The following is a 26,916-nucleotide window of genomic DNA, read 5'->3' as shown; positions in this document are numbered from 1 at the left end:
CAAGGAGAAGGATCGATGGACGCGCTGGTGATGAAGGCGACGGGGGCACTCGCGGGAGCGGCTGTCGGCGACGCGCTCGGAGGAGCGGCTGAGGGCAACACGCCGGAGGCCATCCAGGAGCGCTACGACGGCTTCATCACCGGCATCGTCCCGCCGTTCCTGGAGGACTGGCGCAACGCCAGGCCGATCGCGCCGTACCACAAGGGCGACGGGCACGTCACGGACGACACCCTGATGACGACCGCGCTCGTCGACGTCTACGACACCGTGCGCGACCACCTGGATGCGTACGCCATCGCCGACCACCTGGTGCCGCTGCTGATCGGCGAGAAGCGCTGGATTCCGGAGTTCGAGTCGGAAGGACTGCTGCTGCACCGCATCTTCCTCGCGGAGAAGTGGCTGGTGACGAGGCTGCACTACGGGCACATCGACCCGCGCGAGGCCGGGGTCGGCAACATCGTCAACTGCGGCGCGACCATGTACGTCGCCCCCATCGGCATCGTCAACGCCGGGGCCCCGGATGCGGCGTACGCGGAGGCCATCGACGTGGCGGGGGCGCACCAGTCCAGCTACGGCCGCGAGGCGGCGGGCGTCTACGCCGCGGCCGTCGCCGAGGCGATGCGTCCAGGCGCGTCGGTCGGCAGCGTCGTCGAGACGGCGCTCCGGCTGGCGAAGGACGGCACCCGGGACGCGATCGAGGCCGTCGTCGACGCTGCGGCGACGGTGACGGACTGGCGCTCCGGTCTCGGCGTGCTCCGCGCCGCGGTCGAGCCGTTCGACACGGTCGGCCCGCAGTACCGGCAGCCCGCGAAGGATGCGCGCATCCCGAGCAGGACGAAGTCGATCGAGGAGCTGCCGGTGGCGCTCGGGATGCTCGTGGCGGCGCAGGGCGACTACCGGGAGGCGGTGCTCGGCTCGATCAACTACGGCAGGGACTCCGACTCGATCGCCGTGATGGCCGGCTCGATCGCCGGTGCTCTCGGCGGGGTGGACGTGGTGCCCTCCGAGTGGATCGACGGCGTGAGCGACGGCAGCCGGATGGACATCACGGCGACGGGACCGGTCATCGCGTCCGTCGCGCGGGAGGTCTGGGCGGCGGACGCTGCCCGTGCCCGCGCGGTGGAGTCCGTGCGCGACGCCTTCGCCGCCGACCTCGAGGTGGCGTAGTGCTCAGGCTCAGCTGGACGCAGCCGGAGGACCTGCTGCCGCACGCGCTGGTCGCCGCCGAGCTCGACGGGCGGCCGGTGGCCGAGCTTCGGGAGCGGTGGGAGGCGGCGGGCGGCGCGCCGACGGCGGCGGTCAGCGGCGCGACGGCGGAGCCTGCGCCCCCGGCGCTGGTGGCGCTGGCCAGGGAGCTGCTGGCGGAGATCGACCAGCGCGACGACCCGGCTGCGCTGCTCGCGGCGGAACCGGATGCGCTCGACGCGATCCTGGCGGCGTCGCCGGTCGGCGCGGCAGGTGAGGCCGACGGCGGTCGCTCCGCAGGGCCCGGCGACCCCGGCGACCCCGGCGACCTCGGCGACCGCATCCTGGGCGCCTGGCTGGGCCGCGCATCCGGATGCCTGCTGGGCAAGCCGGTGGAGAAGATCTCGCTGGAGGGCATCAGGGCCATCGCGCGGTCGACGGGCAATTGGCCACTGCGGTCGTACTTCACCGAGGTCGGGCTCGACCCCGAGGTCGCAGCGCGCTACCCGTGGAATAGACGCAGCCGCCCGACCAGCCTCGTCGAGAACATCGACGGGATGCCGGAGGACGACGACCTGAACTTCCCGCTGATCGCGCTCGGCCTGCTCGAACGCTCGGGCGACGCCTTCACGACCGACGATGTCGCCCAGGCGTGGCTGGACAGCCTGCCGGGCGGCCGCGTGTTCACCGCGGAGCGGGTGGTCTACCGCAACCTGCTCGACGGCTACGAGCCGGAGCAGGCCGCCGCGGCGCGCAACCCGTTCCGGGACTGGATCGGCGCGCAGATCCGCACCGATGTGTACGGCTGGGCGCACCCCGGCGACCCGGTCGCCGCCGCACGTCTCGCCTGGACGGACGCCCGCCTGAGCCACGCGCGCAACGGCGTCTACGGCGCGATGTTCGCCGCGGCGGCCTGCTCGGCCGCGGTCGTCGCAGACGGCGTCCCCAAAGCCAGAGTCGCCGAGGCGATCCGGGCAGGGCTGTCTGTCGTGCCCACCGGCAGCAGGTACGCCGCCGCCATCCGTCGCGGCGTCGAACTCGGCACGAGCGACCTCGACGACGAGGCGGCCGTGGATGCGCTGCACGCCGAGTTCGGGCACCTGCACTGGGTGCACGTGCTCGGCAACTCCGCCGTGCTGGCGTTCGCGCTCACCCGCGGCGCAGGCGATTTCGAGCGGACGATCACGCTGGCGGTCAGCGGCGGCTGGGACACGGACTCCGTCGGCGCGACCGCCGGATCCATCGCGGGAGCCGTCACCGGCGCCCGTGCGCTCCCCGCGCGCTGGATCGACCCGCTGCACGACACCCTCGCCACCAGCGTTCCCGGGTTCTCCGGGGTGCGGTTCAGCGACCTCGCCGCGCGCACGCTGCGCCTGGCGGAGGGCGGGGAGCACCCGGAGCGTCAGAAGCGCACGGAGCCCACGCGATGAGCGTCGTGGTCGTCGGCAGCGCCAACCTGGATCTCGTCTACCGCGTCGAGCGCATCCCGTCGCCCGGCGAGACGGTGCTCGCGCTCGGGTCGGACTCCGCTCCGGGCGGCAAGGGCAACAACCAGGTGATCGCCGCAGCCAGGGCGGGTGCTCCGTCGGCGTTCGTCGTCGCACTCGGCAGGGATGCTGCGGCCGAGCGGCTTATCGCGAGCCTCGCCGACGCGGGGGTCGACCTGCGCGCTCGCCGGGTGGACGCCCCGACCGGCACCGCCATCATCACCGTCGACGACGGAGCGGAGAACGCCATCGTCGTCGACTCAGGAGCCAACGGGATGCTCGACCGCCTCGACCAGGCGGAGCGCGACCTCGTCGCGGCGGCCGACGTGCTCCTGCTGCAGCTCGAGACGCCGCTCGCCACCGTGGCCGAGGCCGCAGCCGTCGCGCACGCCGCGGGGACGACCGTGGTGCTCAACGCCGCGCCCATCCGGTCGCTGCCCTCCGCTCTGCTGGGCGACGTGGACGTGCTCGTGGTGAACGAGCACGAGGCGGCGCACCTCGCCGCCGAACTGTCCGGCGAGCCCCTGCACGACGCGAGCGGCGAAGACCTCGCCGGGGTGCTCAGCAGGCTCGGCCTCGCCGTCATCGTCACGCTCGGCGCCCAGGGCGCCGTCGTGCGCGTGCCGGACGAGCCGCCTGCACACGTCGCGGGGCTCCGCGTCCAGGCCGTCGACACGACAGGAGCGGGCGACACCTTCTGCGGCGCCCTCGTCGCCGAACTCGACCGCCGCCGCGGCCCCGCCGAGCGATCCGGAAGCACAGCCGGCGCCCGCCCCGACCTCGGCACGCTTGTGCGCGCCGCCGAGTTCGCGACGGTCGCAGCCGCTCTCTCTGTACAGCGCGCAGGCGCCGTTCCGTCCATCCCCACTCTCGAGGAGATTCACGATTTCCACTCGGCCAGCTGACCAGGCTCCCGCTCCCGTCGCCGCGTTCGACCCGGACGAGGAGAACACCAACGACTTCGATCCGCTGGTGCCGCGCGCGATCGACCGGCCGACTGTGCTGCCGCGCGGCGGCGCCATCGACCCGGCGGTGGGCGACATCGCCAAGATCTTCGCGGCCCCCGACGATCCGGCGGACTGGCCGGCCTGGCGCTCCGACCTGGCCGCCTGGCGCGACGAGGCCCGGGCCCGTCTCGACTACGACGGCGCCGTGTACGAGCGCGCGGCGACCGGCTGGGCCCGCCGCGCGTACAGCGTCGCGCAGATCTGGCTCTGGGACGAGCGGCTGTTCGACCACGAACGCCAGGAGTTCACGGTCGACGCCTTCCTCGCGGCGACAGCGGACCACGGCGGCTTCGACGGCGTCGTGCTCTGGCACGCGTACCCGGTCATCGGCATCGACGACCGCAACCAGTTCGACTTCTACCGGGACGTGCCCGGCCTGGATGCGGTGGTGGCGGCCTTCCACGACCGTGGCGTCCGCGTGTTCATCGACTACAACCCCTGGGACACCGGCACGCGCCGCGCCCAGCACGCCGACCCGGAGGAGCTGGCGGCGATCGTCGGGGAGCTCGGCGTCGACGGCGTCTTCCTCGACACGATGAAAGAGGGAGACGCCCGCCTCATCGACGCCCTGCTGCAGGCCACGCCGCCGCAGGTGCTGGAGGGCGAATCCCGGGTGCCGAACCAGCGCATCCAGGACCACCAGCTGAGCTGGGCGCAGTGGTTCTCCGACTCGGCGGCGCCCGGCGTGATGCGGGCGCACTGGTTCGAGCGCAGGCACATGATGCACTCGACCCGCCGCTGGAACCGCGACCACAGCGACGAGCTCCAGTCGGCGTGGATGAACGGCACCGGTCTGCTGGTGTGGGATGCGGTCTTCGGGGTGTGGGTCGGCTGGAACGAGCGCGACAAGGCCACCCTGCGGAGGATGCTCCGGGTGCAGCGGGCGTACGGCGACCTACTGGTGGACGGCGAGTGGTCCCCTCTGCTCGGCGCGACGGAGGCCGCGCTCGCGGCCGGGATCTACGTGTCCCGGTTCGCCGCGGACGGCGTGACGCTCTGGACGGTCGTGAACCGCGGAGACGCCGACTGGACGGGCGATCCCCTCGCCGAGCCCGCGGCAGCGGGTGCGCGCAGGCACGACGTGACTGGGGGCGTGGCCAACGTGACGACGGTGCGGGTGCCCGCGCGGGGTGTGACCGGGGTGATCGAGGTCGCTGCCGGGGGCGCGCATCCGGAGTCGCTGCTGCTGGCTGCCGCGGCGGACACCGCCGCGGACAACGAAGCAGGCGACGCCCGGTTCCCGGCGCGCGACGCGGTGCGCACGGTTCCCGCGCTCGCGCCTGCGACGCGCATCCCGGCGGATGCGGTCGTCGTCGAGCAGGGGACGCGCGAGCTGACCGTGACCTTCCGCCGCCGCGAGACCGGTTTCTACCAGGGTGCGCCGTATGTGGAGGAGTGGAAGCCGCTGCCTCCCCGGCTGCACGACGACCGGAGCGAGACGCTGACGGTCACCATCCGCGGCCGCGTCGCCGTCGCGGCCCGCGAGGTCACGGCGGCCGAGTTCCGCGCATTCGTGGAGGAGACCGGATACCGGCCGCCGGTCGCGGCCCGGTTCCTGGTGGGCGCCGCCTCCGGCGTTGGACCCGTGACCGGCGTCTCGCTGGCGGACGCCCGCGCGTATGCGGCCTGGGCGGGCGCCAGGCTCCCCGACGAGTTCGAGTGGCAGCTCGCGGCCGAGCAGCCGGGGTTCGGCAGGGCGGAACCGGCCGTGTGGAACTGGACGGAGAGCGAGCACACCGACGGCATCACCCGGTTCGTGATGCTGAAGGGCGGCAGCGACCACGTCACGACCGGCTCGGACTGGTACACCGACGGCGGACGACGCGACGCGACGTTCAGCCTCAAGTTCCTGCTTCCCGGCCTCGGCGTCGAGCGCTCCAGCAGCATCGGATTCCGGCTGGCGTGGGACGTAGCGGGGGACCTGGAGGGCGACCGATGACCGCGCCCGCCCTCGACGGCCTCCGCGTCCTGGATGTGTCGACCCTGTTCGCCGGGCCCCTTGCCGCGACCTTCCTCGGCGACTACGGCGCCGACGTGATCAAGGTCGAGCATCCCACCCGGCCGGATGCCGCCCGCGGGCACGGCCCGGCGAAGGACGGCGTGAACCTCTGGTGGAAGACGCTCGGGCGCAACAAGCGCACGGTCACGATCGACCTCGGATCGCCGGAGGGCGCGAAGCTGCTGCTCGCGCTCGCCGCGGACGCTGACGTGCTGATCGAGAACTTCCGGCCGGGCACCCTCGAGCGCTGGGGCATCGGCCCGGATGCGCTGCACGCGGCCAACCCGCGGCTCGTGATCGCGCGGGTCACCGCGTTCGGCCAGTTCGGCCCGTACTCCGGGCGGCCGGGGTTCGGCAGCCTGGCGGAGGCGATGAGCGGCTTCGCAGCGCTCACCGGCGAGCCGGACGGCCCTCCGACGCTCCCGCCGTTCGGGCTGGCAGACGGCATCGCCGCGCTGTCCACCGCGTACGCCGTGATGGTCGCGCTGCGCGCTGCGGAGCGGGACGGGCACGGGCAGGTGATCGACCTCGCCATCATCGAGCCGATCCTGATGTTGCTCGGCGGCCAGATCACCGCATACGACCAGCTCGGCGCCGTGCAGCCGCGAACCGGCAACCGCTCGGTCAACAACGCGCCCCGCAACGTCTATCGCACAGCCGACGGGGACTGGGTGGCGGTGTCCACCAGCTCGCAGTCCATCGCAGAGCGGGTGATGCGGCTCGTCGGGCGGCCGGACGTGATCGACGAACCGTGGTTCGCGACCGGGCACAGCCGGGCGGAGCACGCCGACGAACTGGATGCGGCGGTCGCCGCCTGGATCGCGGCCCGCCCCACCGAGGAGGTCGTCCGCGAGTTCGAGCAGGCGCAGGCCGCCATCGCGCAGGTCTACGACGTGCGCGGCATCCTCTCCGACCCGCAATACCAGGCGATCGGCACCGTGCAGACGGTCGACGACGACGAACTCGGGCCGGTGAAGATGCAGAACGTGCTGTTCCGGCTCTCCGGAACGCCGGGCGCGATCCGCTGGGCGGGGAGGCAGCACGGCCGGGACACCGACGACGTGCTCGCGGAGATCGGCGTGACCAGGGAACAGCTGGACGCCCTGCGGGAGAAGGGGGTCGTGCGATGACGACGGACGAGCGACGGATCGTCACCGGCCTGTATGTGCCGGGCGACCGGCCGGACCGCTTCGACAAGGCGGTCGCAACGGGAGCGGACCTCGTCATCCTCGACCTGGAGGACGCGGTCGCACCAGAGGCGAAGCCGGCGGCGCTGGATGCTGTCACGGCGTGGCTGCGCGGGCGCGCATCCGGTGGTCCGCTCATCCAGGTACGGGTGAACGCCGGAGCCGACCACGAGCTCGCCGCGCTGCGCGACCTCGGCGCCGCCGTCGAGCTGCGGGTGCCGAAGGTGGAGAGCGCCGCGGACATCGACAGAGTGGTCGCGGTCGCGGGAGACCTGCCCGTCGCCGCCCTGGTGGAGTCCGCGCTCGGCGTCGAGAACGCGGGGGCCATCGCCGCGCATCCCCGGGTCGTGTCGCTCGCCCTCGGGGAGTCGGACCTCGCGAGCGACGTCGGCAGCCGGGACGCCACCGTGATCGACTACGCGCGGACGCGCCTGCTGTTCGCCGCCCGCGCGGCCGGGCTGCCGGCGCCGATGCTGTCCGCGTACCCGGACATCCGGGATCTCGACGGCCTCCGCGCAGACACCGAGCGCGGGGCGCGGCTCGGCTGGTTCGGCCGCACGGCCGTGCACCCCATTCAGCTGGCCGTGATCGCCGCGGTGTTCGCGCCGAGCGAGGCCGACCTGGCCTGGGCGAGCGCGGTGGTCGCCGCGGTGGACCGCGGAGGGGTGGCGACGCTGGACTCCGGAGAGATGGTCGATCCGGCCATGCTCGGCCGCGCCCGCGGCATCCTCGCCGCGCAGCCCGGCCGCTGAGGCAGAGCCGATGCTGGAACAGCGCTCGTTCGTCAGCCCCGCGACCGGGCCGCTGACGTACGCGCTGCTGACGCCGGAGCGCGCGGACGGCCCGCTGCCGATCGTCTACCTGCTGCACGGCCGCGGCGACAGCGCGGAGTCGTGGGCTCCCGTCATCGACGACCTGCTCGCCCTTCCTCTGATCGCGGTGCTCCCGGATGCGCCGTGGAGCGACCGCGCCGGATACTACGTCGACTCCGCCCACCGAGACGGCAGACCCGTCGAGACCGCATTCACCCGCGACCTGGTCGCGCACGCCGAGGCGCAGCTGCCGGATGGGATCGCGGTGGCGGGGCGCGCATCCCGTGTGGTGGCCGGATACTCGATGGGCGGGTTCGGCGCCCTGCGGTTCGGCCTCGCGCATCCGGAGCTGTTCGGGCGGGCGGTCGCGCTCAGCCCGGCCGCGTACGATCCGGAGCCGCCGGCCGGGTCGTCGGCGCGCGAGCACGGCGCGTTCGGAGTGGGGGACGCGCTCTACGAAGCAGACCGCTACCGCGCCCTCGGACCGCGCGCCATGCTCGACGCGTTCCAGGGCCCGCCGCTCGACCTCGTGCTCGCGGCCGGCGACGCCGAGCAGCCGCATCCCGGTGCTCCGGATGCGCTCGCCATCGGCCCTCAGACCGCCGCCATCGCGCGCCGCGCCCGCGCGACCCCCGCCATAACCGTCCACGCCCGCACGTACCCCGGCGCCCACGACTTCACCGTCTGGCGCCCCGCCCTCCTCGACGCCCTCCGCCCGCTCTTCCTCCGCTGAGTCGATTATTCGGCGGCGCGGCCCCTGGCGACGTATTCGAGGCGGCGGAGCGTCTCGACGTTCCGGATGTGCAGGATGAGGTCGGCGATCGGGCGCGGGATGAGCCGGGCCGGGCCGCCGATCGGGTACTCCTCCATGCGTACGACGCAGCCCGTGCCGCGCGGCTTCACGTCGATGATCACGCGCTCCCTGCCGAACGGCCGGGTCTTGGCTTCCAGCACCATGCGCCGCGGCGCATCCCAGGTGTCCACCACCGTCTCGTCGTCGAGCACGAACGGCCAGACGCCGATCGAGTGGTGCAGGCGGGCGCCCTGGCGCGGGTACGTCGGGTCGGCGGCGCGCAGCCTGGACGCCCCGACCACCCAGGTCGGATAGACCCACGGGTCTTCGAGCACGGCGAAGACCTGCTCGGGGGTGCAGTCGAGTGCGCGCACGGTCACAGACATGTCACTGCTCCGGGAGTCCGTCGGGCCGGAGCGACGCTTCGGCGGGGTCGATGGGGCCGGTCGGGTCGAGGCGAGGACGGGTCGACCCGTGCAGCGCATCCCGGTTCAGGTCGTCGGGCGCGAGCGACGGCATGGTGCGCATCCCGAACTCGTGTCGCAGCGCGCTGCGGGCGGCGTAGTACCCGACCAGCCCGTGCACGCCGGGCCCGGGGGCCGCGGCGGCGGAGGCGAGGTAGAGTCCGCGGCCGGGCATCCGCCACGGGTCGGGGGAGGCCACCGGCCGGGCGATCAGCTGCCGCAGGCTGGGCGCTCCCGCCGAGATGTCCCCGCCGACGTAGTTGGGGTTGTACGCGGCCATCTCCACGGCGGTCTTGTGCGCGCTGCCGAGGATCAGATCCCGGACGCCGGGCGCGAACCGTTCGATCTGGCGCGTGATCGCCTCGGTCTGGTCCACGGGCGACCCGGCCGGCACGTGGGTGTATGCCCAGAGGACGTGCTTCCCGGCCGGAGCGCGGGTGCTGTCGAACAGCGACGGCTGCGACACCAGCACATACGGGTCGTCGCTGTGCCGACCGGCGGCGACCTCGCGCTCCGAGCGGGCGACGGCGGCGCGCGTCCCGCCGAGGTGCACGGTGGCGGACTCGGTGAGTTCCGCGTTCGCCCACGGAACCGGCCCGGACAGCGCGAAGTCGACCTTCGAGACGCCGTTGCCGTTACGGAACGCGGCGATGCGGCGCAGATACGACGGGGGCAGCCGGTCCTCGCCCAGGCGGGCGGCAGCCTCCGCGCCGGTGTCGAACAGCACCACGCGGGCATCGGGCAGCTCGGCCAGGCTGGAGACCTCCGTGCCGGTGACCACCTCCCCGCCGTGCGCGACGATGTCGGCGACCATCGCATCCGCGATCGACTGGCTCCCTCCCACCGGGATGGGCCAGCCGCGGGCGTGCGCGTACGTCGCGAGCGTCAGCCCGGCGGCCGCACCCGCGAGACTCGGCAACGGGAGGGTGGAGTGCGCGAACACCCCGGTGAGCAACGCGCCCGGCGCCTCGGTGCGGAAGAACGCATCCCACCACGGCCCGCCCTGCGCCAGCATCGTCGCGCCCAGCCTGGCGGCCACGAGTGGGTGGCGGGGCACCTGGAACAGCTGGGAGCCGGTGAACTGCGCGACGGCGTCCGCGTTCCGCACGAGCGGCCCGAGCATCCGGCGCCATGCGGGCCCGTCGACGCCGAGCGCATCCACCGTTCGCTCGAAGTCCCGGTATGCGACGGCAGCTCTCCCGCCGTCCAGAGGATGCGCGTACGACGCGGTCGGCACGATGAACGGCACCCGCTCCTCGATCCCGAACCGCTGGAAGAACCCGGACGCGAAAGCCAATGGATGCACGGCGGAGCAGATGTCGTGCCGGAATCCGGGAAGCGTCACCTCCTCGGTCCGCGTGCCGCCGCCCGCCGTCGCGTTGCGCTCGTACACGCGCACCGCGAGGCCGGCGCGGGCGAGCGTGACGGCGGCGGCGAGGCCGTTGGGTCCGGAACCGATGACGATCGCATCCGGTGGTGTGGAACTCATGCCTCCCTGTATACCCCTCGTTGGCGAACGCGGTCAGATGTCCTTGGTCGTCCAGTCCAGAATGACGGGGTCGCCCCTGGTTCCGCCGACGGTACAGATGGTGACGATGCTGCCGACACCCGGGGTCGGCACGGCAGGGGTGAACGCGACGACAGCCCGGTACGTCCCATCGTCGTTCCTGGTCGGCGGGTCGGCAGGGTCGTACGGGGTGAGCACGGGGTCAGGGCCATCCCCCGTCAGGTGCTCGACGCCGACGTCGGCGCACGCCTGCCACGCGCCGAGTGCGTCGATGGGGTCGTCCGGCGACACGGTCGGGGTGACGGGTGCGGGGATGACGGTCGGGGTGTCCCTCTCCTCCGGGGTCGGCGTCGCGGTCGCGCTGGACGTCGCCGGGGCGGAGCGGTCGGACAGGATCGTGGTGCTGAGCGCGTACGCGACACCGCTGCCGGACACGACCAGCGCGGCGATCACCAGGCCGACGACGGTCCACACGTGTTTTCTGCCGTGTCCGCCCCTGGCCAGGTCGGCGCGGGCGGACTCCACGATGGCATTGCGCCAGGCGGCGCTGCGACGGTCGTCGAACTGCGGGTCGTCGGGGTGCTGGTCGTCGAAGTGCTGGTCGTCGAGTGGCCGGTCGTCGTTCATCGGGTGCCTCCTTCCGTCTGGGTCAGCGGGGCCGTTTCGGCGAGCAACCCGCCGAGTCGTGCTTTCGCCCTGGACAGCCGGGACTTCACGGTGCCGAGCGCCACGCCGAGCACGGCGGCGGCCTCAGCGGTGCTGAGCTCTTCGATCACGCACAGCGACAGCACATCCAGGTCGCGCTTCGGCAGCTGAGCGAGCGCGACGCGGAGGGCGTTCCGCTGCACGTCGGAGTCGAGCCGGTCATCCACCGCCTCGCTGTGATCGGGGGTGGTCCCCTGCGCAGGAAGGATGCTGAGCACGTGCGCGTAGCGGCGGCTCGACCTGGCGAAGTTCCTGCTCACGTTGTTCGCGGTGACCAGCAGCCAGCCGATCACCGACCCGTCCACCTCCCGCATCGCGTCGCGGCGGCGCCAGGCTTCGAGGAACACCATGCCCGTCACGTCCTCGGCGTCGTGCACCGAGCGCGTCAGCCGGAGGGCGTGCCGGAACACGCGATCGCGGTGGAGGTCGAACAACTCCCCGAACGCCTCCGGATCGTCGCGTCGAGTCGTCGGGATCACCCCCAGCTCCTCGGTGTCATCGGTCGTCACACTCAGATAATGTCCGCATCGGCGAAACGGTTCCCGTCACGCGACCGGCCAGCCTAAACGTCTTTGGTCGTCACGTTCAGGAGGGTGGGATTGCCGAGGGTCCCGCCGATGGTGCAGATGTAGACGATGCTCTTCGCACCCTCGACGGGCTTCGGCAGGGAGAAGGACGCGATCGCCTGGAAGCTGCCGTCGGCGTTCCTAGTCGACGGGACGGAGGCGTCGTACGGATGCAGCGCCGCCCCCGGGTTCTGCGCCACGTAGTTCTCCAGGCCGAGCACGGCGCACGCGTGCCACGCGGTGAGGGCGTCGATGGGGTCGTCTGGTGAGGGGGCGGCGGGGGTTGGTGTGGGCGTGGTGCTGGTGCTGGCGCCGATCGCTGACGCGCTCGGATCGTGGAATGCGGCTGGGGCCGAGCCCGCGCATCCCGAGAGTGCGCCGAGGACGGCGAGAACGACAGCGGACGCGGCGAGTGCCGCCCTGGCCGTGGATGTGTGTGTCTTCACGATGTACCCCCGATAAGTGACTGCTGCAAACGGAGCATCCGGATCAGGATGCACAACGGTAATGTCCGCACCGCCGAAACGGTTCCCGACGGTCGCAGCAGTCGGAGGGGTACCGCCCTCAGACCTGCGAGATGCTGTCCGCGAGCGTCCCAGCGCCGTGCAGCGCAGCGCCGATGGTGTTGGCCGTGCGCTGGAACGCCGTGTCGGTCTTCGACGCGCCGATCGCGCCGCCCTTGAGGGCTCCGCCGGACATGTTGCGGTTCAGGCGGGCGACCAGCCTGCCCTGCTCGTCGACCATGAAGTCGACGGTGAAGGTGATCTGGAAGTTGTTCCCGGCGAGACCGCCGAGGAGCACCGTCGCCGTCGTGCTGCCGCGCTTGGCGAGCAGGCCGCCGGTCGGCGTCGTCGTGACGGTGAACCCTTCGCTCTGGAGTGCGGATGCGACCAGGTGCTTGCCGCTCTCGTGGTCGCCGAGGATGAAGAAGTCGTGCGCTTTGGCCATGAGGATGAGCGTATCGTGCGAGGTTAACTCGATGTGAACAGTTGTTTCATCAGACAAAAAAACGTGAACAGAGTGTTCATCAGCGCATAGGCTGCACTCGTGAACGACCGCCAGACCCCCAGCAGACCGATCCTCGTCCTCGATTTCGACGGGACGGTGTGCGTCGGCGATGCGCCGGTGTGGGAGTACGCGGAAGCCGTCATCGCGGGCATCCTCGACGCGGGATCCGCGGCCGCCGTCGACCTCGACGCCTCGCTCCGCGCCAGGCTCGGCGCGTTCCTCGACGGCGAGCCTGGCTCGCCCGCATACATCGACGGCTATGCGGCCGTCGCAGCGCTCGCGGCAGAGCACGCAGACGACGACCTGCTGCAGAGCGCGTACCAGACCAGCCGGCGGGCGCTCGCCGGGGGAACCGTCGCGGTGTCCGCGCCGGACGGGCTCGCCGGATTCCTCGGCAGCCTGGGGGAGAGCGTCGAGCGCGTGCTCGTGACGAACGCGCCGCTCGACGGGGTTCGGGAGACGCTCGCGGCCATCGGGCTGGCCGGGAGCATCGACCGGATCGTCACCGACGCGGACAAACCCGCCGGCTGGACCACGATCCTGCCGCAGCTCCTCGACGGCAGGGAGCCGTCGCAGTTGCTGTCGGTGGGCGACATCTGGGGCAACGACCTCGAGCAGCCCCTGGCAGCGGGATGCGTCACCGCCCTCATCGACCGGTTCGGCCACCGCGCCGGCCCGGCCCACCTCGTGGCGGCCGACTTCCCCGGACTGTACGACGGCATCCGCCGCTGGGCGGTGGACCCGGCAGGGTTCGCGGCCGCGCACGAGCCCGCCACAACCACCGCCTGACCGCACGACTTCTCCACACCCCGCTCGTCCATCCACAGATCGCACCACCCCACCACTCGCAGTCCTCACCTCCGCACAGAATGGGAACGTCATGAAAATCCGGAAGATCGCCGTCGCGAGCGCCTCTGGCCTCGCCATCCTCACCGCGCTCGCGCTGAGTGGATGCGGTGTGCAGCAGCAGACCGCATCCGGCGCCACCGCATCCGGCGGGGCCGCTCCTGCCGCGTGCACGGGCACCTCGGACGACGCGGCCAAGGCGCCAACATCGCTCACCCTCGCGCTCGTCCCGTCCGGCGACGCCGCCAAGCTCGTCGAGACCGTCAAGCCGTTGGAGGAGGCCCTCACCTCGCGCCTCGGCATCCCGGTCAAGGGCGTCATCACGCAGGACTACCAGGCGGCCGTCGAGGCGATCGGCAGCAACCAGGCGCAGATCGGGATGCTCCCCAGCCTGCAGATGAGCCAGGCCTGCGACAAGTACGGCGCCGTCCCCGCGCTGCAGACCCAGCGCAACGGCAAGAGCTCGTACGCCGCGCAGTTCTTCACCAACGACCCCAAGAAGTACTGCGCAGACACCCCCGTCAAGGGCGCGAACGGCATGCTCTACTGCAACGGAACGGAGAAGGGCACCGGTCCTGCCGGGCTCGACAGCATCACCAAGATCAAGGGCGCGACGGTCTCGCTGTTGCAGGCGGCCTCCCCGGCCGGCTACATCTTCCCCGTCGCGGCCATGAAGAAGGCCGGACTCGACGTCGACAAAGACATCAAGACCGTCCAGGTCACGGCCAACGACGCCAGCGTGCTCGCCGTCTACAACGGCGACGCCGAGGTCGGCACCAGCTACTGGGATGCTCGCTCCGTCGTGCAGAAAGACACCCCGGATGTGGGAGAGAAGGTCGTGGTCTTCGCACTGACCGACGAGATCCCGAACGACGGAGCCTCGATCAGCAGCAAGCTCAGCAAGACCTGGCAGACCAAGATCGCCGACGCGATGAAGGACTACGCGGGCACTCCGGAGGGCGTGAAGGCGCTCACCGCGATCTACCAGATCACCGGTCTGGTCGACGCGGACCCGAAGAGCCTCAAGAAGACGCAGGACGCAGCAGCGTCGATCGGCCTCGGCTGATCGCACTGACCTGAGCGGGGTGGCGGGGCGGAGACGCCATCGCCACCCCGCATCACCGCTTGACGAAAGGGACAGAGATGACGGAGACGGCAGGAGCGCGCATCCGGTTCGACCGGGTGGGCGTCACGTACCCCAACGGATTCTCCGGGTTGCGGGATGTGGACCTCACCATCGAGCCCGGCGAGATGGTGGCCGTTGTCGGACTGTCCGGCGCAGGCAAGTCGACCCTCATCCGGACCATCAACGGCCTCGTCCCGATCACTTCGGGGGAGATCACGGTCGGCGACTACCGGCTCTCCGGTCTGCGCGGCAAGCGTCTGCGCACGCTGCGCAGCGAGGTCGGGATGGTGTTCCAGAGCTTCAACCTGGCCAAGCGCACCACGGTGCTGAACAACGTGCTGATGGGCCGTCTGCACCACACCTCCGCCTGGCGCACGCTGCTCGCGGCCTGGTCGGCCGACGACGTCGAGCTCGCGATGCAAGCGCTGGAACGCGTCGAGATCGTCTCCAAGGCGTACTCCAGCGCCTCCGAGCTGTCCGGCGGCCAGCAGCAGCGCGTGGCCATCGCCCGCACGCTCGCTCAGCGGCCGAAGGTCATCCTGGCCGACGAGCCGGTCGCGTCCCTCGACCCTCCCACCTCCCACGTCGTGATGCGCGACCTGCAGCGCATCAACGCCGAGCTCGGCATCACCGTGGTCGTCAACCTGCACTTCCTCGACCTCGCCCGTCGGTACGGCACCCGGCTGATCGGGCTGCGCAACGGCGAGGTCGTCTACGACGGTCCGGGCGCTGGAGCGGACGAGTCGGTGTTCGAGTCGATCTACGGCCGCTCGCTCACCGCCGAAGACGTGCTCGACGCCCCAGCGGTGCTGCCGTGACGAGCGCGACAGCGGGCACCCGCCCGGTCAAGCCGCGCTCGGCGTGGAAGATCGTGGTCACGCTGGCGATCCTCGCCGCGATCACGGTCTGGTCCGCCGTCGCGGTCCAGGTGGATGTCGGCGCCCTGTTCGCCAACGCGCAGAACGCATCCAACACCCTCGTGCAGCTGTTCCAGCCCGACTACACCTTCTTCCCCGAGACGCTGCCGTGGCTGCTCCAGACCGTGCAGATGGCCGTCATCTCCACCGCCGTGAGCGTGGTCATCGCCCTCCCGCTGTCGTTCCTCGCCTCGCGCGCCACCAACCCGAACAGCGTCGTCCTCGGCATCGTGCGGTTCGTGATGAACATCGTCCGCAGCGTCCCCGACCTGCTCTACGCCTCGCTGTTCGTCACCGTCGTCGGCACGGGGGCGCTGTCCGGCATCCTCGCCCTCGTGCTGTTCAACGTCGGCATCATCGTCAAGCTCATCTCCGAAGCCCTCGACGGCCTCGACCGCGGAGGCCAGGAGGCCGCGCTCGCCGCGGGTGGCACCTGGTTCAAGGCCAACCGCGCTGCGATGGTGCCGGAGGTCGCGCCCACCTATCTGTCGCAGGCGATCTACGTGCTCGAACTGAACATCCGCGCCTCGACCGTCATCGGCCTGGTCGGCGCCGGCGGCCTCGGGATGCTCATCGACAAGGTGCGCACCTTCTACCAGTACCACTACCTCAGCATGATCATCTTCGAGATCCTCGTCCTCGTCGTGCTGCTCGAACTGCTCAGCTCGTACACGCGGCGGAGGCTGATCCGATGAGCGCATCCACTGTCGCCGACATCGCACGCCCGGCCGCGGGCATCCCGGGCGACGGGCAGCGTGGGCAGCGGCCCCGCAAGCCGCTGCGGGTGGCCCGTGCCGTGGTGTGGGCAGTCGTCACGCTGGTCGTGGTGGCCGCGTTCTGGGGCGTCGACATCTCCTGGGATGCGCTCTGGCAGCTGCCGCAGAAGCTCGCCCACTACCTCGGCCTGATGTTCCTGCCCCCGGCGTGGGACAAGCTCCCGGATGCGCTGTCCGCGACCATGCTGTCCGTCGCGATGGCCTGGTTCGGCACCGTGATCGGCGTGATCGTCTCCTTCCCGCTCAGTCTCCTCGCCACGCGCGGGCTGACCCCCGCCGTGGTGCGCTGGCCGCTGCGCGCGGTGTTCGCCGTGCTGCGTGCCGTGCCGGAGGTGGTGATCGCCGTGCTGATGCTGTCCGTCACCGGGCTCACCGCATACACCGGCGCGCTGGCCATCGCCATCGGCTCGATCGGAACGCTCGGCAAGTGGGGCTACGAGAGCTTCGAGTCCGTCGACAGGGGAGCTATCGAGGCGGCGACGGCGTCCGGTGGATCCCGGGTGCAGATCATGCGCTGGGGCGTCTGGCCGAACGCGAAACCCGACGTTCTGGCGTTCTGGCTCTACCGGTTCGAGATCAACGTGCGCGCGTCCGCCATCCTGGGCCTGATCGGCGCGGGCGGCATCGGCAAGATGCTCGTCGACAACATCCAGTTCCGGGTGTGGGACGTGGTCGGGATGCTGATGATCGTGGTCATCGTCGTCACGATGATCATCGACCAGCTCTCCGGCCTGGTGCGGCACAGGATCATCTCCGGGCACTGGGAGCTGCCGGTGGTCACGGCCGTTCGCCGCCGTTCCGCGCGCAGGGCACGGGCGGAGAGCACCGAGCTGAAGGCGACGGAATAGGGTGACTTCGTGAGCTTCCCGGCTGAGCGCGGCCTGCGCATCCTGCACCTGTCAGACACGCACCTCTTCGGCGACGGCAGCCTGCACTACGGGATGGTCGACACGCTCGCCGCGCTCGATCGCGTCCTCGGCAGGGCGGCGACGCTCGGCGCCGTCGACGTCGTGGCCGTCTCCGGCGATCTGTCCGACGACGGCAGCCCGGAGTCGTACCGGCTGCTGGCCACCCGGATCGCGCCCTGGGCGGCGGAGCACGGCGCCGTGATCGTGTACGCGATGGGCAACCACGACCTCCGCGACGCCTTCGAGAGCGTCCTCGGCGCGCGGGAGACGGTGGTCGACGTCGCCGGATTCCGCGTGGTCACGGTGGACACCTCCGTGCCCGGCGCCGGCTACGGGGCGGTGGATGCGGCGGCCCTCGACCGGCTGCGCGGCATCGTCGCCTCTCCGTCCGCGCACGGCACCGTCGTGGTGCTGCACCACCCGCCCGTGCCCGCCGCGAGCGCGCTGCTGGCGGCGCTCGAACTGCAGAACCCCGCCGACGTGCTCGACGCGTGCGCCTCCGGCGACGTGCGCCTGGTGCTCGCGGGCCACTACCACCACGCGCTGAGCACGGTCGCCTCCGGCATCCCCGTGGTCGTCGCGCCCGGCACGGCCAACTCGTCCGACCCGATCGCGGCCGCGGGAACCGAGCGCGCGACCGTCGGCTCCGGCTTCGCCGTGGTCGACCTGCCGATCGACGGGGAGCCGACCGCCGTCTTCGTCGCGGTCCCGAGCGCAGACGACGGCACCGAGATCTTCGATCTCGACGCCGCAGAGGTCGAACGCATCGCAGCGGCGGCAGGACCGAAGGAGCCCCGATGAACGACCACCGCCCCGGCGAGGTCATCGCGACCATCCGGTCCGTGCTTCCCTCCCTGCTGCCGACGGAGCAGGCCGTCGCCGCCGTGCTGCTCGAACGTTCGGCCGAGATCGTCGAACTCAGCTCGCAGCAGGTCGCCGAGCTGGCCGGAGCATCCAGGGCCACCGTGGTGCGCACCTGCCAGAGCCTCGGCTTCACCGGCTACCAGCAGCTGCGCGTGCTGCTCGCCAGAGACGCGGGCTACCGGCCGCCTGCCGCAGCGACCGCCGCGCCGGTCGGGTCGGCGGGGATCGTCACGCAGACCTTCACGCACATCGCGGGCCGCGTCGACGACATGGTCGCGCTCCTCGACGCCGACGCGGTGGAGCGGGCAGTGGATGCGCTGGTCGCCGCCCGCCGCGTCGTCGCCGTGGGCAACGGCCTGTCGGCACCGCTGGCACTGGATGCTGCCGCCCGCCTCACCAGCATCGGCCGCGCGGCGGAGGCCCCGCTCGACGTGATCGGGCAGCAGATCACCGCGCGGCTGCTGTCGCAGGACGACGTGCTGCTGGCCGTCAGCGGAAGCGGCTCGAACGCCTCCACGCTCCGCACGGTCGGCGCGGCGACGGCGGCGGGCGCCACCGTGATCGCGGTGACGGCGTTCGTGCGCAGCCCCATCGCGCAGGGGGCGCACATCGGCCTCGTGGTGACGATGCCCGACCTCACCTTCCGCGACGAGATCACCCTCGCGTCCCGTCTGCCGCAAGCCATCCTCATCGAGGGGCTCGTCGCGGCGGTCACCCAGCGCCTCGGTGACGCGGCCACCACGGCGAAGTCGCTCGCGCTCGACGCGATCAGCGACAACCTGGCCGAGTGAGGGCAGAATGACACCACATCCGGCAACCAGGGGAGGCAGCTCATGGCCGTGACAGGAATCGGCGGACTCTTCTTCCGCAGCGCAGACCCCGACGGCAGGGCCGCCTGGTATGCGGAGCACCTCGGCATCGACGCGGGGAGCAACGCCGTCTGGAATCAGGAGGCGGGCATGACGGTCTTCGCGCCGTTCCCCGCCGACACCGACTATTTCCCCGCCGACCAGGCGTTCATGCTCAACCTCCGGGTCACAGACCTGGATGCGCTGGCCGAGCGCCTGACGCAGGCGGGCATCCCGGTCGAGCGCCGCGACGAATGGGAGACGGAGTACGGGCGGTTCGCCCGCATCCACGATCCGGAGGGGCTGCCGATCGAGCTGTGGGAGGCTCCGGCCTGAACCGTGGGAGCATCCGGTCCGAGCGTTCCGGGCATGGCGACGCGCCGTAACCGACTATTGCTCACCAGCGCGGGAAGGGCTACCGTGTGCGGCGCCGGTCTTTGCAGCCCGGCAATTTTGTGCTCGATCGACGTTCTAGGAGAACAACATGAGTGATCGCACTCCACCGGCAAGCTACCCAGCATCCTCGTCACCGGCCGGAGGCGGAGCGCCCGTCGCCCCGCCGCAGCAGGTGAACATCGCGTTCTGGCTCTACATCGTCGGCGCAGCGCTGAGCCTGATCGCGCTCATCGTCTCGCTGGCGACCATCGGGTCGCTGAAGGACGACGTACAGAAGCAGCTCGCCAACCAGGGCCAACAGATCTCCGACGCGACGCTGAACGCGACCGTCGGCGTGTCCGTGACCTTCGCCGTCGTGTTCGGCATCCTCTACATCGCCGCGTACGTGCTGTTCGCGTTCTTCATGCGTCGCGGTGCGAACTGGGCACGCATCGTGCTGCTCATCGTCACCGTGCTGTCGCTGTTCGGCATCCTCGGCGGCTTCGGTCTCGGCGCGGCCCGCGTGGTCGTCGGCGTCATCGCCACCGTGCTCATCTTCCTCAAGCCGGCGAACGAGTACTTCGCCGCCGTGAAGGCGAGCAAGCGGGTCTGATCAGCACCTGACAGGCTCGGGATGTGGGCGGTGGCGAAAGTCACCGCCCACACTCAGGCTTGTTCCTGTATCGTAGATAAGTCGGCTCTTGACACCGCACGTTCGTGCGGATGGGTTTGTAAGTCAGGTGGGCCGGTTTCGCTGCCGTTCGGCAGGCGAATGATCACTGTATGTGAACGGCCCCGGCCAAAGACTGCCCGGGTTCTCCTTGAAGTGCGGAAATGATCCGCGCGCTTCGTCATGCATAACGAGAACAACCCAGGAAGACATCCATGCCCGGATTCAAGAAGCACGGAAACAACAGCGCCGGCGGCGCCCGCAAGGGTGCGCCCAAGGCAGGCAGCCGCAGCCCCAACCACCGCGGATACCGCGCGGAAGAGGGCGGCCCGAAGAAGGCCCGCTGGTCCGAGGAGGACCGCGCAGCCCGCGGCCGCGCCACGTACGGCAGCCGCGATGGCGGTCGTGACGGAGCGCGTGACGGCGGCCGTGACGGCGCAGGCTCGACCGGAGCCCGCAAGGAGCGCCCCAACTGGGAGCCCCGCGGCAAGGACGCACGCCGCACCTGGCAGCCGGACGGCGACCGCTCGCGCGGCCGTGACGACCGCGCTCCCCGTCGCGACTTCGACAACGACCGTCCTCGTCGTTCGTTCGATGGCGACCGCGCTCCGCGTCGTGACTTCGACAACGACCGTCCGCGTCGTTCGTTCGACGGTGACCGCGCTCCGCGTCGTGACTTCGACAACGACCGTCCGCGTCGTTCGTTCGATGGCGACCGTGCCCCGCGCCGCGATTTCGACAACGACCGTCCCCGTCGTTCGTTCGACAACGACCGTGCGCCGCGTCGTGACTTCGACAAGGACCGCGCTCCCCGTCGCGACTTCGACAAGGACCGCGCTCCCCGTCGCTCGTTCGATGGTGACCGTGGCCCGCGTCGTGATTTCGACAACGACCGTCCGCGCCGCTCGTTCGATGGTGACCGCGCTCCGCGTCGCGACTTCGACAACGACCGTCCCCGTCGTTCGTTCGACGGTGACCGCGCGCCCCGCCGCGACTTCGACAAGGACAGCGCCCCGCGCCGCTCCTTCGACGGTGACCGCGCCCCGCGTCGCGACTCCGACACCGACCGTCCGCGTCGTTCCTTCGACAACGACCGTCCCCGTCGTTCGTTCGACGGCGACCGCGCCCCGCGCCGCGACTTCGACGCCGACCGCGCGCCGCGCCGTGACAGCTCGTCCTCGTTCTACCCGTCGCGCGACGAGAAGCCCGCGTTCACGTCCAACGACGACGTCGTGCTCGAGCGCCTCGAGGCCGACGCCATCCAGGCGGAGGACGTCGACGGCGTGACCTTCGCCGACCTCGGTCTCGGCGGCAACATCGTCCGCGCGCTCGCTGAGCTCGGTGCGGACCGTCCGTTCCCGATCCAGGCTGCCACCACTCCGGATGTGCTCGCCGGCAAGGACGTGCTCGGCCGCGGCCGCACGGGCTCCGGCAAGACGATCGCCTTCGGCGCCCCGATGGTCGAGCGACTGATGTCGCTCTGGGCCGAGTCCGGCAAGTCCGGCGGCAAGCGTCAGATGGGCCGCAAGCCGCGCGCCCTCATCCTGGCCCCGACCCGCGAGCTGGCGCTGCAGATCGACCGCACCGTGCAGCCGATCGCCCGCAGCGTCGGCCTGTTCACCACCCAGATCTACGGCGGCGTTCCGCAGGCCCGTCAGGTCGGTGCGCTGCAGCGCGGCGTCGACATCGTGATCGGCACCCCCGGCCGCATCGAGGACCTCATCGAGCAGGGTCGTCTCGACCTCAGCGAGGTCGTCATCACCGTCCTGGACGAGGCGGACCACATGTGCGACCTCGGCTTCCTGGAGCCGGTGCAGCGCATCCTGCGCGAGACGTCGGAGGGCGGCCAGAAGCTGCTGTTCTCGGCCACCCTCGACAAGGGTGTCGCCCAGCTCGTCGACGAGTTCCTGGTGAACCCGACCGTGCACGAGGTCGCCGGTGAAGACCAGGCCTCCTCCACGATCGACCACCGCGTGCTCGTGATCGAGCACCGCGACAAGGCCGCGATCATCGAGCAGCTCGCCGACCGCGACGGCAAGACCCTGGTCTTCGCACGCACCCGCGCGTTCGCCGAGATGCTCGCCGACCAGCTCGAAGACGCCGGCATCCCGGCCGTCAGCCTGCACGGCGACCTCAACCAGTCGCGCCGCACCCGCAACCTCGGTCAGCTGACCAGCGGCCGGGTCAACGTGCTGGTCGCCACCGACGTCGCCGCCCGCGGCATCCACGTGGACGACATCGACCTGGTCATCCAGGCCGATGCGCCCGACGAGTACAAGACGTACCTGCACCGCTCCGGCCGCACCGGCCGCGCCGGCAAGCAGGGCACCGTCGTCACGCTCATCCCGCGTCAGCGTCAGCGTCGCATGACCGAACTGCTCGGCCGTGCAGAGATCGAGGCCGACTTCGTGCCCGCGATCCCCGGCGACGAGCTCATCACCGACCTGGCCCAGGCGGCAGCGCAGGCGTAGCGCGACAGCAACACACGAACATGGCCGCACCGGATGCATCCGGTGCGGCCATCGTCGTCCCTGCGGGGAGTAGCGTGTGCCCATGACCAACGGTTCGATCGTCTTCGCTGGTGGCGGTGTCGCGGGTATCGCGTGGGAGATCGGCGTCATCGCCGGGATCGCCGACGCTGATCCGCAGCTCGCCGAACATCTCCTCGCACCGGAGGTCACGTTCATCGGCACCTCCGCCGGCTCCGCGGTGGCGGCCCAGCTCGCCAGCGGCGTCGGACTGGAGGAGCTCTACGCCGCGCAGCTCTCCGACGAAACGGCCGAGTTCGACCCCCGCGTCGACCTCACCGCGCTGATGGAACTGTTCACCGCGGCGGCGTCACCCGGCGCATCCCCGTCGGACACCTTGCTCGCGATCGGACGGCTCGCGCGCGACGCGCAGACGGTCACCGAGGCGGAGCGCATGGTGTCGATCGAGGGGCGGCTGCCGTCCGGCGAGTGGCCGGAGCGACGCCTGCTGATCACGGCAGTGGATGCGGAGAGCGGCCAGTTCCGCGTCTTCGACGCCGACGCGGGGGTGCCGCTCGCTGAGGCGGTCGCCGCCAGCTGTGCCGTGCCGGGCGTCTGGCCGCCGGTGACCATCGGCGACCGTCGCTACATGGACGGCGGGACGCGCTCGCTCGCGAACGCCGACCTCGCCGCCGGCTCGGACTGGGTGCTCGTCGTCGCGCCGACCATCGAGGGCGCGCCCGGCCTCGGCCAGATCCCGCCCGGCGAGCTGGCGTCGCTCGACCCTGCACCCGTGTTCGTCGTCTACGCCGACGACGCCTCGGCCGCCGCCTTCGGCGTCAACCCTCTCGACCCCGCGACCCGCCCCGCCGCAGCGGCCGCCGGACGCGCCATCGGCGTCGCCGCCGCACCGCGCATCCGCGCCGCCCTCGACCGCACCCACTGACCCTCTGTCCCGCCCCGCCCGGCCCCACAAAATCGAGTCCGAAGTTGTTCACGCCTCGACCCGGCGTGTCGCGTGAATAAGTTCGGACTCGATTGTGTGGGGCCGTGGCCGGGGTCAGGGGAACTGGGCGAGGGCGTGGGTGGCGATGGAGGCCATACGGGGGTTGTCGTCGGAGTTGGCGGCGAGGGCCGAGCCCATGACGACCGCCCAGCCGCGGGCGCGGCGCCAGGTGGCGTCGTCGGCCAGCGCCGGCAGGGCGGAGGGGGAGCGGCGGGTGAGCTCGTCGCGGAACACGGCCCGCGCATCCGGATCGAACGTAAGCCAGGCGGTCGCGAGGTCGGTCGCCGGGTCGCCGGCGGTGACGTCGCCGAAGTCGACAACGGCCGCGAGGCCGGAGCGGTCCGGCGTCAGCAGCAGGTTGCCCGGGTGCAGGTCTCCGTGCAGCCAGATCGGCGGCCCGTCCCAGACAGGTGCGTCGAGCGCATCCCGCCACGCCTCGGCGAGACCGGCGACCTCTCTCCGCTCGGACAGGTGCCGCAGGCGCTCCTGCACCGCCGCATCCCTGGTCGCCAGCGGCACGCCGCGCACCGGGTTGGCCGGGATGTCGCCCGTCGCCGGCTCGTGCAGCGCCGCGACGAACGCAGCCAGCGGCAGGGCGATGGATGCGCGTTCCTCCGCCGTCACGTCCGCCCCGTCGACCCCGTCCACCCACCGCACGATGCTCCACGCGAACGGGAACAGCTCAGACGGCGTACCGACCCGCACCGGAGCGGGGATGGGCACGTCGACGCGCGCGGCGAACGCTGGCAGCACCTGCTGCTCGTGCTCGATCAGGTGCGCGGCGACCTCCCGGCGCGGGATGCGCACCGCGTACTCGCTGCCCAGCCGGTAGATCAGGTTGTCCCAGCCGTCGGACACCAGCGTGAGCGGTCCGGCGAGGTCGGGATGCTGCGTATCCACGAGCCGGGCGACCAGGTCGGCGTCGCTCGCGATGTCTGCCTCTGGGGTGTGCACCGCTCGACGCTACCGCAGAGTAACCGAGATACCAGTAACTGTCGCGAAACGCCCGGGATGCGCGACAGTTACTGGCATCTCGTGCGTGGCTCGTGCCTAGGGTGTGGGCGGCGTGACCGCGATGACGATGGAGGTGTCCGCGTCGGAGGCGTTCACGTAGCGGTGGGCCTGGCGGGAGTCGAAGGTGATCGACTCGCCGGCCGTCAGCGTGTACTCCGCCTCGCCGATCTCGACCCGGAGTTCGCCGGAGATGACGAAAGCGCACTCGGTGGACGGATGGGCCCATTCGCGCGCCGAGCTGGCGCGGCCGGGCGGGATGGTGGCCGTGAGCATCTCGAGGTCGCCCCGGCCGGGGGTGAGGCGCTCGTAGAAGAACTCGCTGCCCGTGGTGCCGAGCGTCGGCCGGTGGTTGGGGGAACTGACGTGCACGAGCGGCGCGTCCGGGTCGGTGAACAGCGACGAGATCGCCGCCTCGAAGACGCCCGCGAGTTTGCGCAGCGAGCCGAGGCTCGGATCGGCGGTGCCGTTCTCGATCTGGCTGAGCATTCCGACCGAGAGCCCGGATACTTCCGACAGCTGTTTCAGCGTCATTCCGCGTTCGAGCCGCAGCGCTTTGACTCTGTCTCCGAGCACGTCGTGTGCACCCTCCGTTGTAACAAGTTCGATACAGATTAACGAATTTTAACCTAATTGAATTAGGCTTCCTGAAAATCGCCCGCTGCACCATCAGCCGAGCCGTCCAGGAACTCTATCGCTCCGGACGTTCTCCAATCACAAGGAAGTTTGGACCGAGAATGATGAACAAGCCTCAACGATTGCTCGCCGTCGTCGCGGGTCTCGCCGCGATCCCCTTGACCCTCACCGCCTGTGCTGGGACGAACTCCTCCGCATCCAGTGCGGGATCGAAGACCCTCACGGTCGACACCTCGTTCGTCCTGAAGACCCTCGACCCCGGGATGGTCTACGAGCAGACGGGAGCGACCGCCGTTCACAGCATCTACGACACGCTCGTCACGTTCGAGGGCTCCGACGTCTCCGACGTCAAGCCCGACCTCGCCTCCTCGTTCGACGCATCCTCCGACGCGAAGACCTTCACTTTCCACCTGCGCGACGACGTGACCTTCTCCGACGGAACCAAGCTGACTGCAGACGACGTCGTCTTCAGCCTCACCCGCCTGCAGAACCTCAAGGGCAGCGCTTCGCAGACCGTCGCCGGTCTCGCCTTCAGCTCCCCGGACCCCAAGACGGTCGTGGTGACCTCCGACATCGCCAACCCGGATGTGCCGACCATCCTGGCCATGCCGAGCACGGGCATCCTGAACTCGGCCGAGGCGAAGAAGCACGGCGCGACGGACGCGGCAGACGCAGCGACCACGGACACTATCGGCACCTACCTGGACACGCACTCGATCGGGTCTGGTCCGTACACGATCGGCAGCTTCGACCCCAGCTCCAAGGTCGTGCTGAAGGCCAACGCCAAATACTGGGGCAAAGCGCCCGCGTACGGCAGGGTCGTGCTGCAGAACGTGGATGTGCAGAACCAGAAGCTCACCATCACGAAGTCGGCCGGCGACGAGATCGCACTCGACCTGTCCGGTGCGCTCTCCGAGGGCCTGCCGTCGAGCGTTCAGGTCTCCGGCGTCCCGGACACCTCGTACTTCCTGAGCCTCAACCAGGACCCGGCGGTCTCGGCGGTCACGTCGAACCCGGCGTTCGTCTCTGCGCTCCGCGCAGCCATCGACAACGCGGGCATCGCCAAGCTGTTCGGCAAGGACGCGACGGCGGCAGCCGGTCTCGTTCCTCCGGCATTCGCCGGCGCCCTCCCGCAGTCGGAAGCTCCGAAGCGCGACCTCGCCAAGGCCAAGTCGCTGCTGGCAGCCGCCGGTCTCAGCAACCCGAAGGCGAAGCTGATCTACCCGGCTATCACCTACCGTGGCGTCGACCTCGGCACCGTGGTCACCAAGGTGCAGTCCGACGCGAAGGAGGCGGGCATCGACATCGAGCTGACCCCGCAGCCGATCAACGTCTTCCTCGATTCGCAGTCCGCGGGCAAGAACGAGATCGGATTCTCGCCGAACAGCCTGAACTACCCGGTGGCCGCGTCGCTGGTGAACAACATGGCTCCCGGCGCGAGCACGTCGCTGCGCACCGGCTGGACCGTCGAGCGCGCAGACCAGAAGGCCGTCGCCGCCGGTGAGGCCGTGCTGGCGGCCACGACCCAGGATGCACGCAACACCGCCATGCAGGACTGGCAGAAGGTCATGAACGCGACCTCTCCGTACATCCCGCTGGCCAACAACTCCGGCATCGTCGTCGCTGCCGGAAACCTGAAGGGCGCCGTGTACTCGCCCGCAGGCTGGACCGTCGACCTCGCCGCCGTGAGCAGCAAGTAGCCGGTTCCCCCGAACGCGGTGCCGGTGGGCCTCCTGTGCGGTCCA

At 70.9% G+C, this 26,916-nt stretch carries 27 protein-coding genes; 19 read left to right on the top strand and 8 right to left on the bottom strand.

Features of this window, described 5'->3' with window-relative positions; translation table 11 throughout:
• Window positions 1-15 precede the first annotated feature (15 nt).
• The 7 genes from AC1ROC_RS08115 to AC1ROC_RS08085 all read left to right on the top strand — a co-directional run bounded on the left by AC1ROC_RS08115 (window position 16) and on the right by AC1ROC_RS08085 (window position 8,410).
• Window positions 16-1,167, top strand: a complete 1,152-nt coding sequence (locus AC1ROC_RS08115; protein ID WP_492999361.1) for an ADP-ribosylglycohydrolase family protein — start codon at window positions 16-18, stop codon at window positions 1,165-1,167.
• A complete protein-coding gene (locus AC1ROC_RS08110; protein ID WP_492999359.1) occupies window positions 1,167-2,615 on the top strand; it encodes an ADP-ribosylglycohydrolase family protein in 1,449 nt (482 codons plus the stop codon). The genes AC1ROC_RS08115 and AC1ROC_RS08110 overlap by 1 nt, the downstream gene beginning before the upstream one ends.
• Window positions 2,612-3,577 carry a ribokinase gene (locus AC1ROC_RS08105; RefSeq protein ID WP_492999357.1) on the top strand — a complete coding sequence of 322 codons (966 nt, stop codon included), beginning with the start codon at window positions 2,612-2,614 and terminating at the stop codon, window positions 3,575-3,577. The genes AC1ROC_RS08110 and AC1ROC_RS08105 overlap by 4 nt, the downstream gene beginning before the upstream one ends.
• A gap of 67 nt (window positions 3,578-3,644) precedes the next feature.
• Window positions 3,645-5,618 carry an SUMF1/EgtB/PvdO family nonheme iron enzyme gene (locus AC1ROC_RS08100; RefSeq protein ID WP_492999356.1) on the top strand — a complete coding sequence of 658 codons (1,974 nt, stop codon included), beginning with the start codon at window positions 3,645-3,647 and terminating at the stop codon, window positions 5,616-5,618.
• A complete protein-coding gene (locus AC1ROC_RS08095; protein ID WP_492999353.1) occupies window positions 5,615-6,808 on the top strand; it encodes a CaiB/BaiF CoA transferase family protein in 1,194 nt (397 codons plus the stop codon). Before AC1ROC_RS08100 ends, AC1ROC_RS08095 begins: the two co-directional genes overlap by 4 nt.
• The gene (locus tag AC1ROC_RS08090; RefSeq protein ID WP_492999351.1) at window positions 6,805-7,617 is read left to right on the top strand and encodes an HpcH/HpaI aldolase/citrate lyase family protein; all 813 of its coding nucleotides are present in this window, start codon (window positions 6,805-6,807) and stop codon (window positions 7,615-7,617) included. Before AC1ROC_RS08095 ends, AC1ROC_RS08090 begins: the two co-directional genes overlap by 4 nt.
• A gap of 10 nt (window positions 7,618-7,627) precedes the next feature.
• On the top strand, window positions 7,628-8,410 hold the full coding sequence (locus AC1ROC_RS08085) for an alpha/beta hydrolase (protein ID WP_492999349.1): 783 nt from the start codon (window positions 7,628-7,630) through the stop codon (window positions 8,408-8,410).
• A 5-nt stretch (window positions 8,411-8,415) separates the two neighbouring features.
• Here AC1ROC_RS08085 and AC1ROC_RS08080 read toward each other — a convergent pair whose 3' ends face one another.
• The 6 genes from AC1ROC_RS08080 to AC1ROC_RS08055 form a co-directional block, all read right to left on the bottom strand.
• Window positions 8,416-8,856, bottom strand: coding sequence for an SRPBCC family protein (locus AC1ROC_RS08080; RefSeq protein WP_492999347.1), 441 nt, complete (start codon window positions 8,854-8,856; stop codon window positions 8,416-8,418).
• 1 nt (window position 8,857) lies between these two features.
• Complete coding sequence (locus AC1ROC_RS08075; RefSeq protein ID WP_492999345.1) at window positions 8,858-10,423, bottom strand: phytoene desaturase family protein; 1,566 nt, start codon at window positions 10,421-10,423, stop codon at window positions 8,858-8,860.
• Window positions 10,424-10,456: 33 nt separating this feature from the next.
• Entirely contained in the window at window positions 10,457-11,068 is a 612-nt protein-coding gene (locus tag AC1ROC_RS08070; protein WP_492999343.1) for a hypothetical protein, read from the bottom strand.
• Window positions 11,065-11,655 carry an RNA polymerase sigma factor gene (locus AC1ROC_RS08065; RefSeq protein ID WP_492999341.1) on the bottom strand — a complete coding sequence of 197 codons (591 nt, stop codon included), beginning with the start codon at window positions 11,653-11,655 and terminating at the stop codon, window positions 11,065-11,067. Before AC1ROC_RS08065 ends, AC1ROC_RS08070 begins: the two co-directional genes overlap by 4 nt.
• A gap of 53 nt (window positions 11,656-11,708) precedes the next feature.
• On the bottom strand, window positions 11,709-12,158 hold the full coding sequence (locus tag AC1ROC_RS08060; protein WP_492999339.1) for a hypothetical protein: 450 nt from the start codon (window positions 12,156-12,158) through the stop codon (window positions 11,709-11,711).
• 118 nt (window positions 12,159-12,276) lie between these two features.
• Window positions 12,277-12,660 carry a hypothetical protein gene (locus tag AC1ROC_RS08055; protein WP_085370551.1) on the bottom strand — a complete coding sequence of 128 codons (384 nt, stop codon included), beginning with the start codon at window positions 12,658-12,660 and terminating at the stop codon, window positions 12,277-12,279.
• 99 nt (window positions 12,661-12,759) lie between these two features.
• Between AC1ROC_RS08055 and AC1ROC_RS08050 the strand changes: the two genes are divergently transcribed.
• The 11 genes from AC1ROC_RS08050 to AC1ROC_RS08000 all read left to right on the top strand — a co-directional run bounded on the left by AC1ROC_RS08050 (window position 12,760) and on the right by AC1ROC_RS08000 (window position 23,464).
• Window positions 12,760-13,509: an HAD family hydrolase gene (locus AC1ROC_RS08050; RefSeq protein ID WP_168690363.1), complete on the top strand. Its 750-nt coding sequence runs from the start codon at window positions 12,760-12,762 to the stop codon at window positions 13,507-13,509.
• Between the two features lie 91 nt (window positions 13,510-13,600).
• On the top strand, window positions 13,601-14,632 hold the full coding sequence (gene phnD / locus AC1ROC_RS08045; protein WP_492999336.1) for a phosphate/phosphite/phosphonate ABC transporter substrate-binding protein: 1,032 nt from the start codon (window positions 13,601-13,603) through the stop codon (window positions 14,630-14,632).
• Window positions 14,633-14,709: 77 nt separating this feature from the next.
• Window positions 14,710-15,510: a phosphonate ABC transporter ATP-binding protein gene (gene phnC / locus AC1ROC_RS08040; RefSeq protein ID WP_085370548.1), complete on the top strand. Its 801-nt coding sequence runs from the start codon at window positions 14,710-14,712 to the stop codon at window positions 15,508-15,510.
• A complete protein-coding gene (gene phnE, locus AC1ROC_RS08035) occupies window positions 15,507-16,304 on the top strand; it encodes a phosphonate ABC transporter, permease protein PhnE (protein ID WP_492999334.1) in 798 nt (265 codons plus the stop codon). The genes phnC and phnE (AC1ROC_RS08035) overlap by 4 nt, the downstream gene beginning before the upstream one ends.
• Window positions 16,301-17,233, top strand: coding sequence for a phosphonate ABC transporter, permease protein PhnE (phnE, locus tag AC1ROC_RS08030; protein ID WP_492999332.1), 933 nt, complete (start codon window positions 16,301-16,303; stop codon window positions 17,231-17,233). Before phnE (AC1ROC_RS08035) ends, phnE (AC1ROC_RS08030) begins: the two co-directional genes overlap by 4 nt.
• Before the next feature lie 9 nt (window positions 17,234-17,242).
• The gene (locus AC1ROC_RS08025) at window positions 17,243-18,094 is read left to right on the top strand and encodes a metallophosphoesterase family protein (protein ID WP_492999330.1); all 852 of its coding nucleotides are present in this window, start codon (window positions 17,243-17,245) and stop codon (window positions 18,092-18,094) included.
• Window positions 18,091-18,948 (top strand): MurR/RpiR family transcriptional regulator, encoded by an 858-nt coding sequence (locus tag AC1ROC_RS08020; protein WP_492999329.1) that lies wholly within the window; start codon window positions 18,091-18,093, stop codon window positions 18,946-18,948. The genes AC1ROC_RS08025 and AC1ROC_RS08020 overlap by 4 nt, the downstream gene beginning before the upstream one ends.
• A 42-nt stretch (window positions 18,949-18,990) precedes the next feature.
• Window positions 18,991-19,341 (top strand): VOC family protein, encoded by a 351-nt coding sequence (locus AC1ROC_RS08015; RefSeq protein ID WP_085370544.1) that lies wholly within the window; start codon window positions 18,991-18,993, stop codon window positions 19,339-19,341.
• Between the two features lie 148 nt (window positions 19,342-19,489).
• Window positions 19,490-19,993 (top strand): hypothetical protein, encoded by a 504-nt coding sequence (locus AC1ROC_RS08010; protein ID WP_085370543.1) that lies wholly within the window; start codon window positions 19,490-19,492, stop codon window positions 19,991-19,993.
• Between the two features lie 272 nt (window positions 19,994-20,265).
• Complete coding sequence (locus tag AC1ROC_RS08005) at window positions 20,266-22,521, top strand: DEAD/DEAH box helicase (protein ID WP_492999327.1); 2,256 nt, start codon at window positions 20,266-20,268, stop codon at window positions 22,519-22,521.
• Window positions 22,522-22,603: 82 nt separating this feature from the next.
• Window positions 22,604-23,464, top strand: a complete 861-nt coding sequence (locus AC1ROC_RS08000) for a patatin-like phospholipase family protein (protein ID WP_492999325.1) — start codon at window positions 22,604-22,606, stop codon at window positions 23,462-23,464.
• 114 nt (window positions 23,465-23,578) lie between these two features.
• Here AC1ROC_RS08000 and AC1ROC_RS07995 read toward each other — a convergent pair whose 3' ends face one another.
• Window positions 23,579-24,478 carry an aminoglycoside phosphotransferase family protein gene (locus tag AC1ROC_RS07995; protein ID WP_492999324.1) on the bottom strand — a complete coding sequence of 300 codons (900 nt, stop codon included), beginning with the start codon at window positions 24,476-24,478 and terminating at the stop codon, window positions 23,579-23,581.
• Window positions 24,479-24,574: 96 nt separating this feature from the next.
• A complete protein-coding gene (locus AC1ROC_RS07990; protein WP_492999321.1) occupies window positions 24,575-25,111 on the bottom strand; it encodes a cupin domain-containing protein in 537 nt (178 codons plus the stop codon).
• Between the two features lie 161 nt (window positions 25,112-25,272).
• On the opposite strand from AC1ROC_RS07990, the gene AC1ROC_RS07985 reads away from it, so the two are divergent.
• Window positions 25,273-26,871, top strand: a complete 1,599-nt coding sequence (locus AC1ROC_RS07985) for an ABC transporter substrate-binding protein (protein ID WP_492999319.1) — start codon at window positions 25,273-25,275, stop codon at window positions 26,869-26,871.
• Window positions 26,872-26,916 lie beyond the last annotated feature (45 nt).

It is taken from the genome of Leifsonia sp. GW821-FHT13C05 (genome assembly GCF_058806515.1).
Note: the sequence above shows the minus strand (reverse complement) of the source record. Positions and strands in the feature narration are given on the sequence as shown.

Excerpts from the sequence above, each read along its gene's own strand:
- AC1ROC_RS08105 (WP_492999357.1), top strand. The coding sequence starts at position 2,612 with ATGAGCGTCGTGGTCGTCGGCAGCGCCAACCTGGATCTCGTCTACCGC.
- AC1ROC_RS08010 (WP_085370543.1), top strand. The coding sequence starts at position 19,490 with ATGAGTGATCGCACTCCACCGGCAAGCTACCCAGCATCCTCGTCACCG.
- AC1ROC_RS08095 (WP_492999353.1), top strand. The coding sequence starts at position 5,615 with ATGACCGCGCCCGCCCTCGACGGCCTCCGCGTCCTGGATGTGTCGACC.
- AC1ROC_RS08015 (WP_085370544.1), top strand. The coding sequence starts at position 18,991 with ATGGCCGTGACAGGAATCGGCGGACTCTTCTTCCGCAGCGCAGACCCC.
- AC1ROC_RS08075 (WP_492999345.1), bottom strand. The coding sequence starts at position 10,423 with ATGAGTTCCACACCACCGGATGCGATCGTCATCGGTTCCGGACCCAAC.
- AC1ROC_RS08080 (WP_492999347.1), bottom strand. The coding sequence starts at position 8,856 with ATGTCTGTGACCGTGCGCGCACTCGACTGCACCCCCGAGCAGGTCTTC.
- AC1ROC_RS08000 (WP_492999325.1), top strand. The coding sequence starts at position 22,604 with ATGACCAACGGTTCGATCGTCTTCGCTGGTGGCGGTGTCGCGGGTATC.
- AC1ROC_RS08020 (WP_492999329.1), top strand. The coding sequence starts at position 18,091 with ATGAACGACCACCGCCCCGGCGAGGTCATCGCGACCATCCGGTCCGTG.
- AC1ROC_RS08055 (WP_085370551.1), bottom strand. The coding sequence starts at position 12,660 with ATGGCCAAAGCGCACGACTTCTTCATCCTCGGCGACCACGAGAGCGGC.
- AC1ROC_RS08005 (WP_492999327.1), top strand. The coding sequence starts at position 20,266 with ATGCCCGGATTCAAGAAGCACGGAAACAACAGCGCCGGCGGCGCCCGC.
- phnE (WP_492999332.1), top strand. The coding sequence starts at position 16,301 with ATGAGCGCATCCACTGTCGCCGACATCGCACGCCCGGCCGCGGGCATC.
- AC1ROC_RS08090 (WP_492999351.1), top strand. The coding sequence starts at position 6,805 with ATGACGACGGACGAGCGACGGATCGTCACCGGCCTGTATGTGCCGGGC.
- AC1ROC_RS07985 (WP_492999319.1), top strand. The coding sequence starts at position 25,273 with ATGATGAACAAGCCTCAACGATTGCTCGCCGTCGTCGCGGGTCTCGCC.
- AC1ROC_RS08115 (WP_492999361.1), top strand. The coding sequence starts at position 16 with ATGGACGCGCTGGTGATGAAGGCGACGGGGGCACTCGCGGGAGCGGCT.
- AC1ROC_RS08070 (WP_492999343.1), bottom strand. The coding sequence starts at position 11,068 with ATGAACGACGACCGGCCACTCGACGACCAGCACTTCGACGACCAGCAC.
- AC1ROC_RS08085 (WP_492999349.1), top strand. The coding sequence starts at position 7,628 with ATGCTGGAACAGCGCTCGTTCGTCAGCCCCGCGACCGGGCCGCTGACG.
- phnD (WP_492999336.1), top strand. The coding sequence starts at position 13,601 with ATGAAAATCCGGAAGATCGCCGTCGCGAGCGCCTCTGGCCTCGCCATC.
- phnC (WP_085370548.1), top strand. The coding sequence starts at position 14,710 with ATGACGGAGACGGCAGGAGCGCGCATCCGGTTCGACCGGGTGGGCGTC.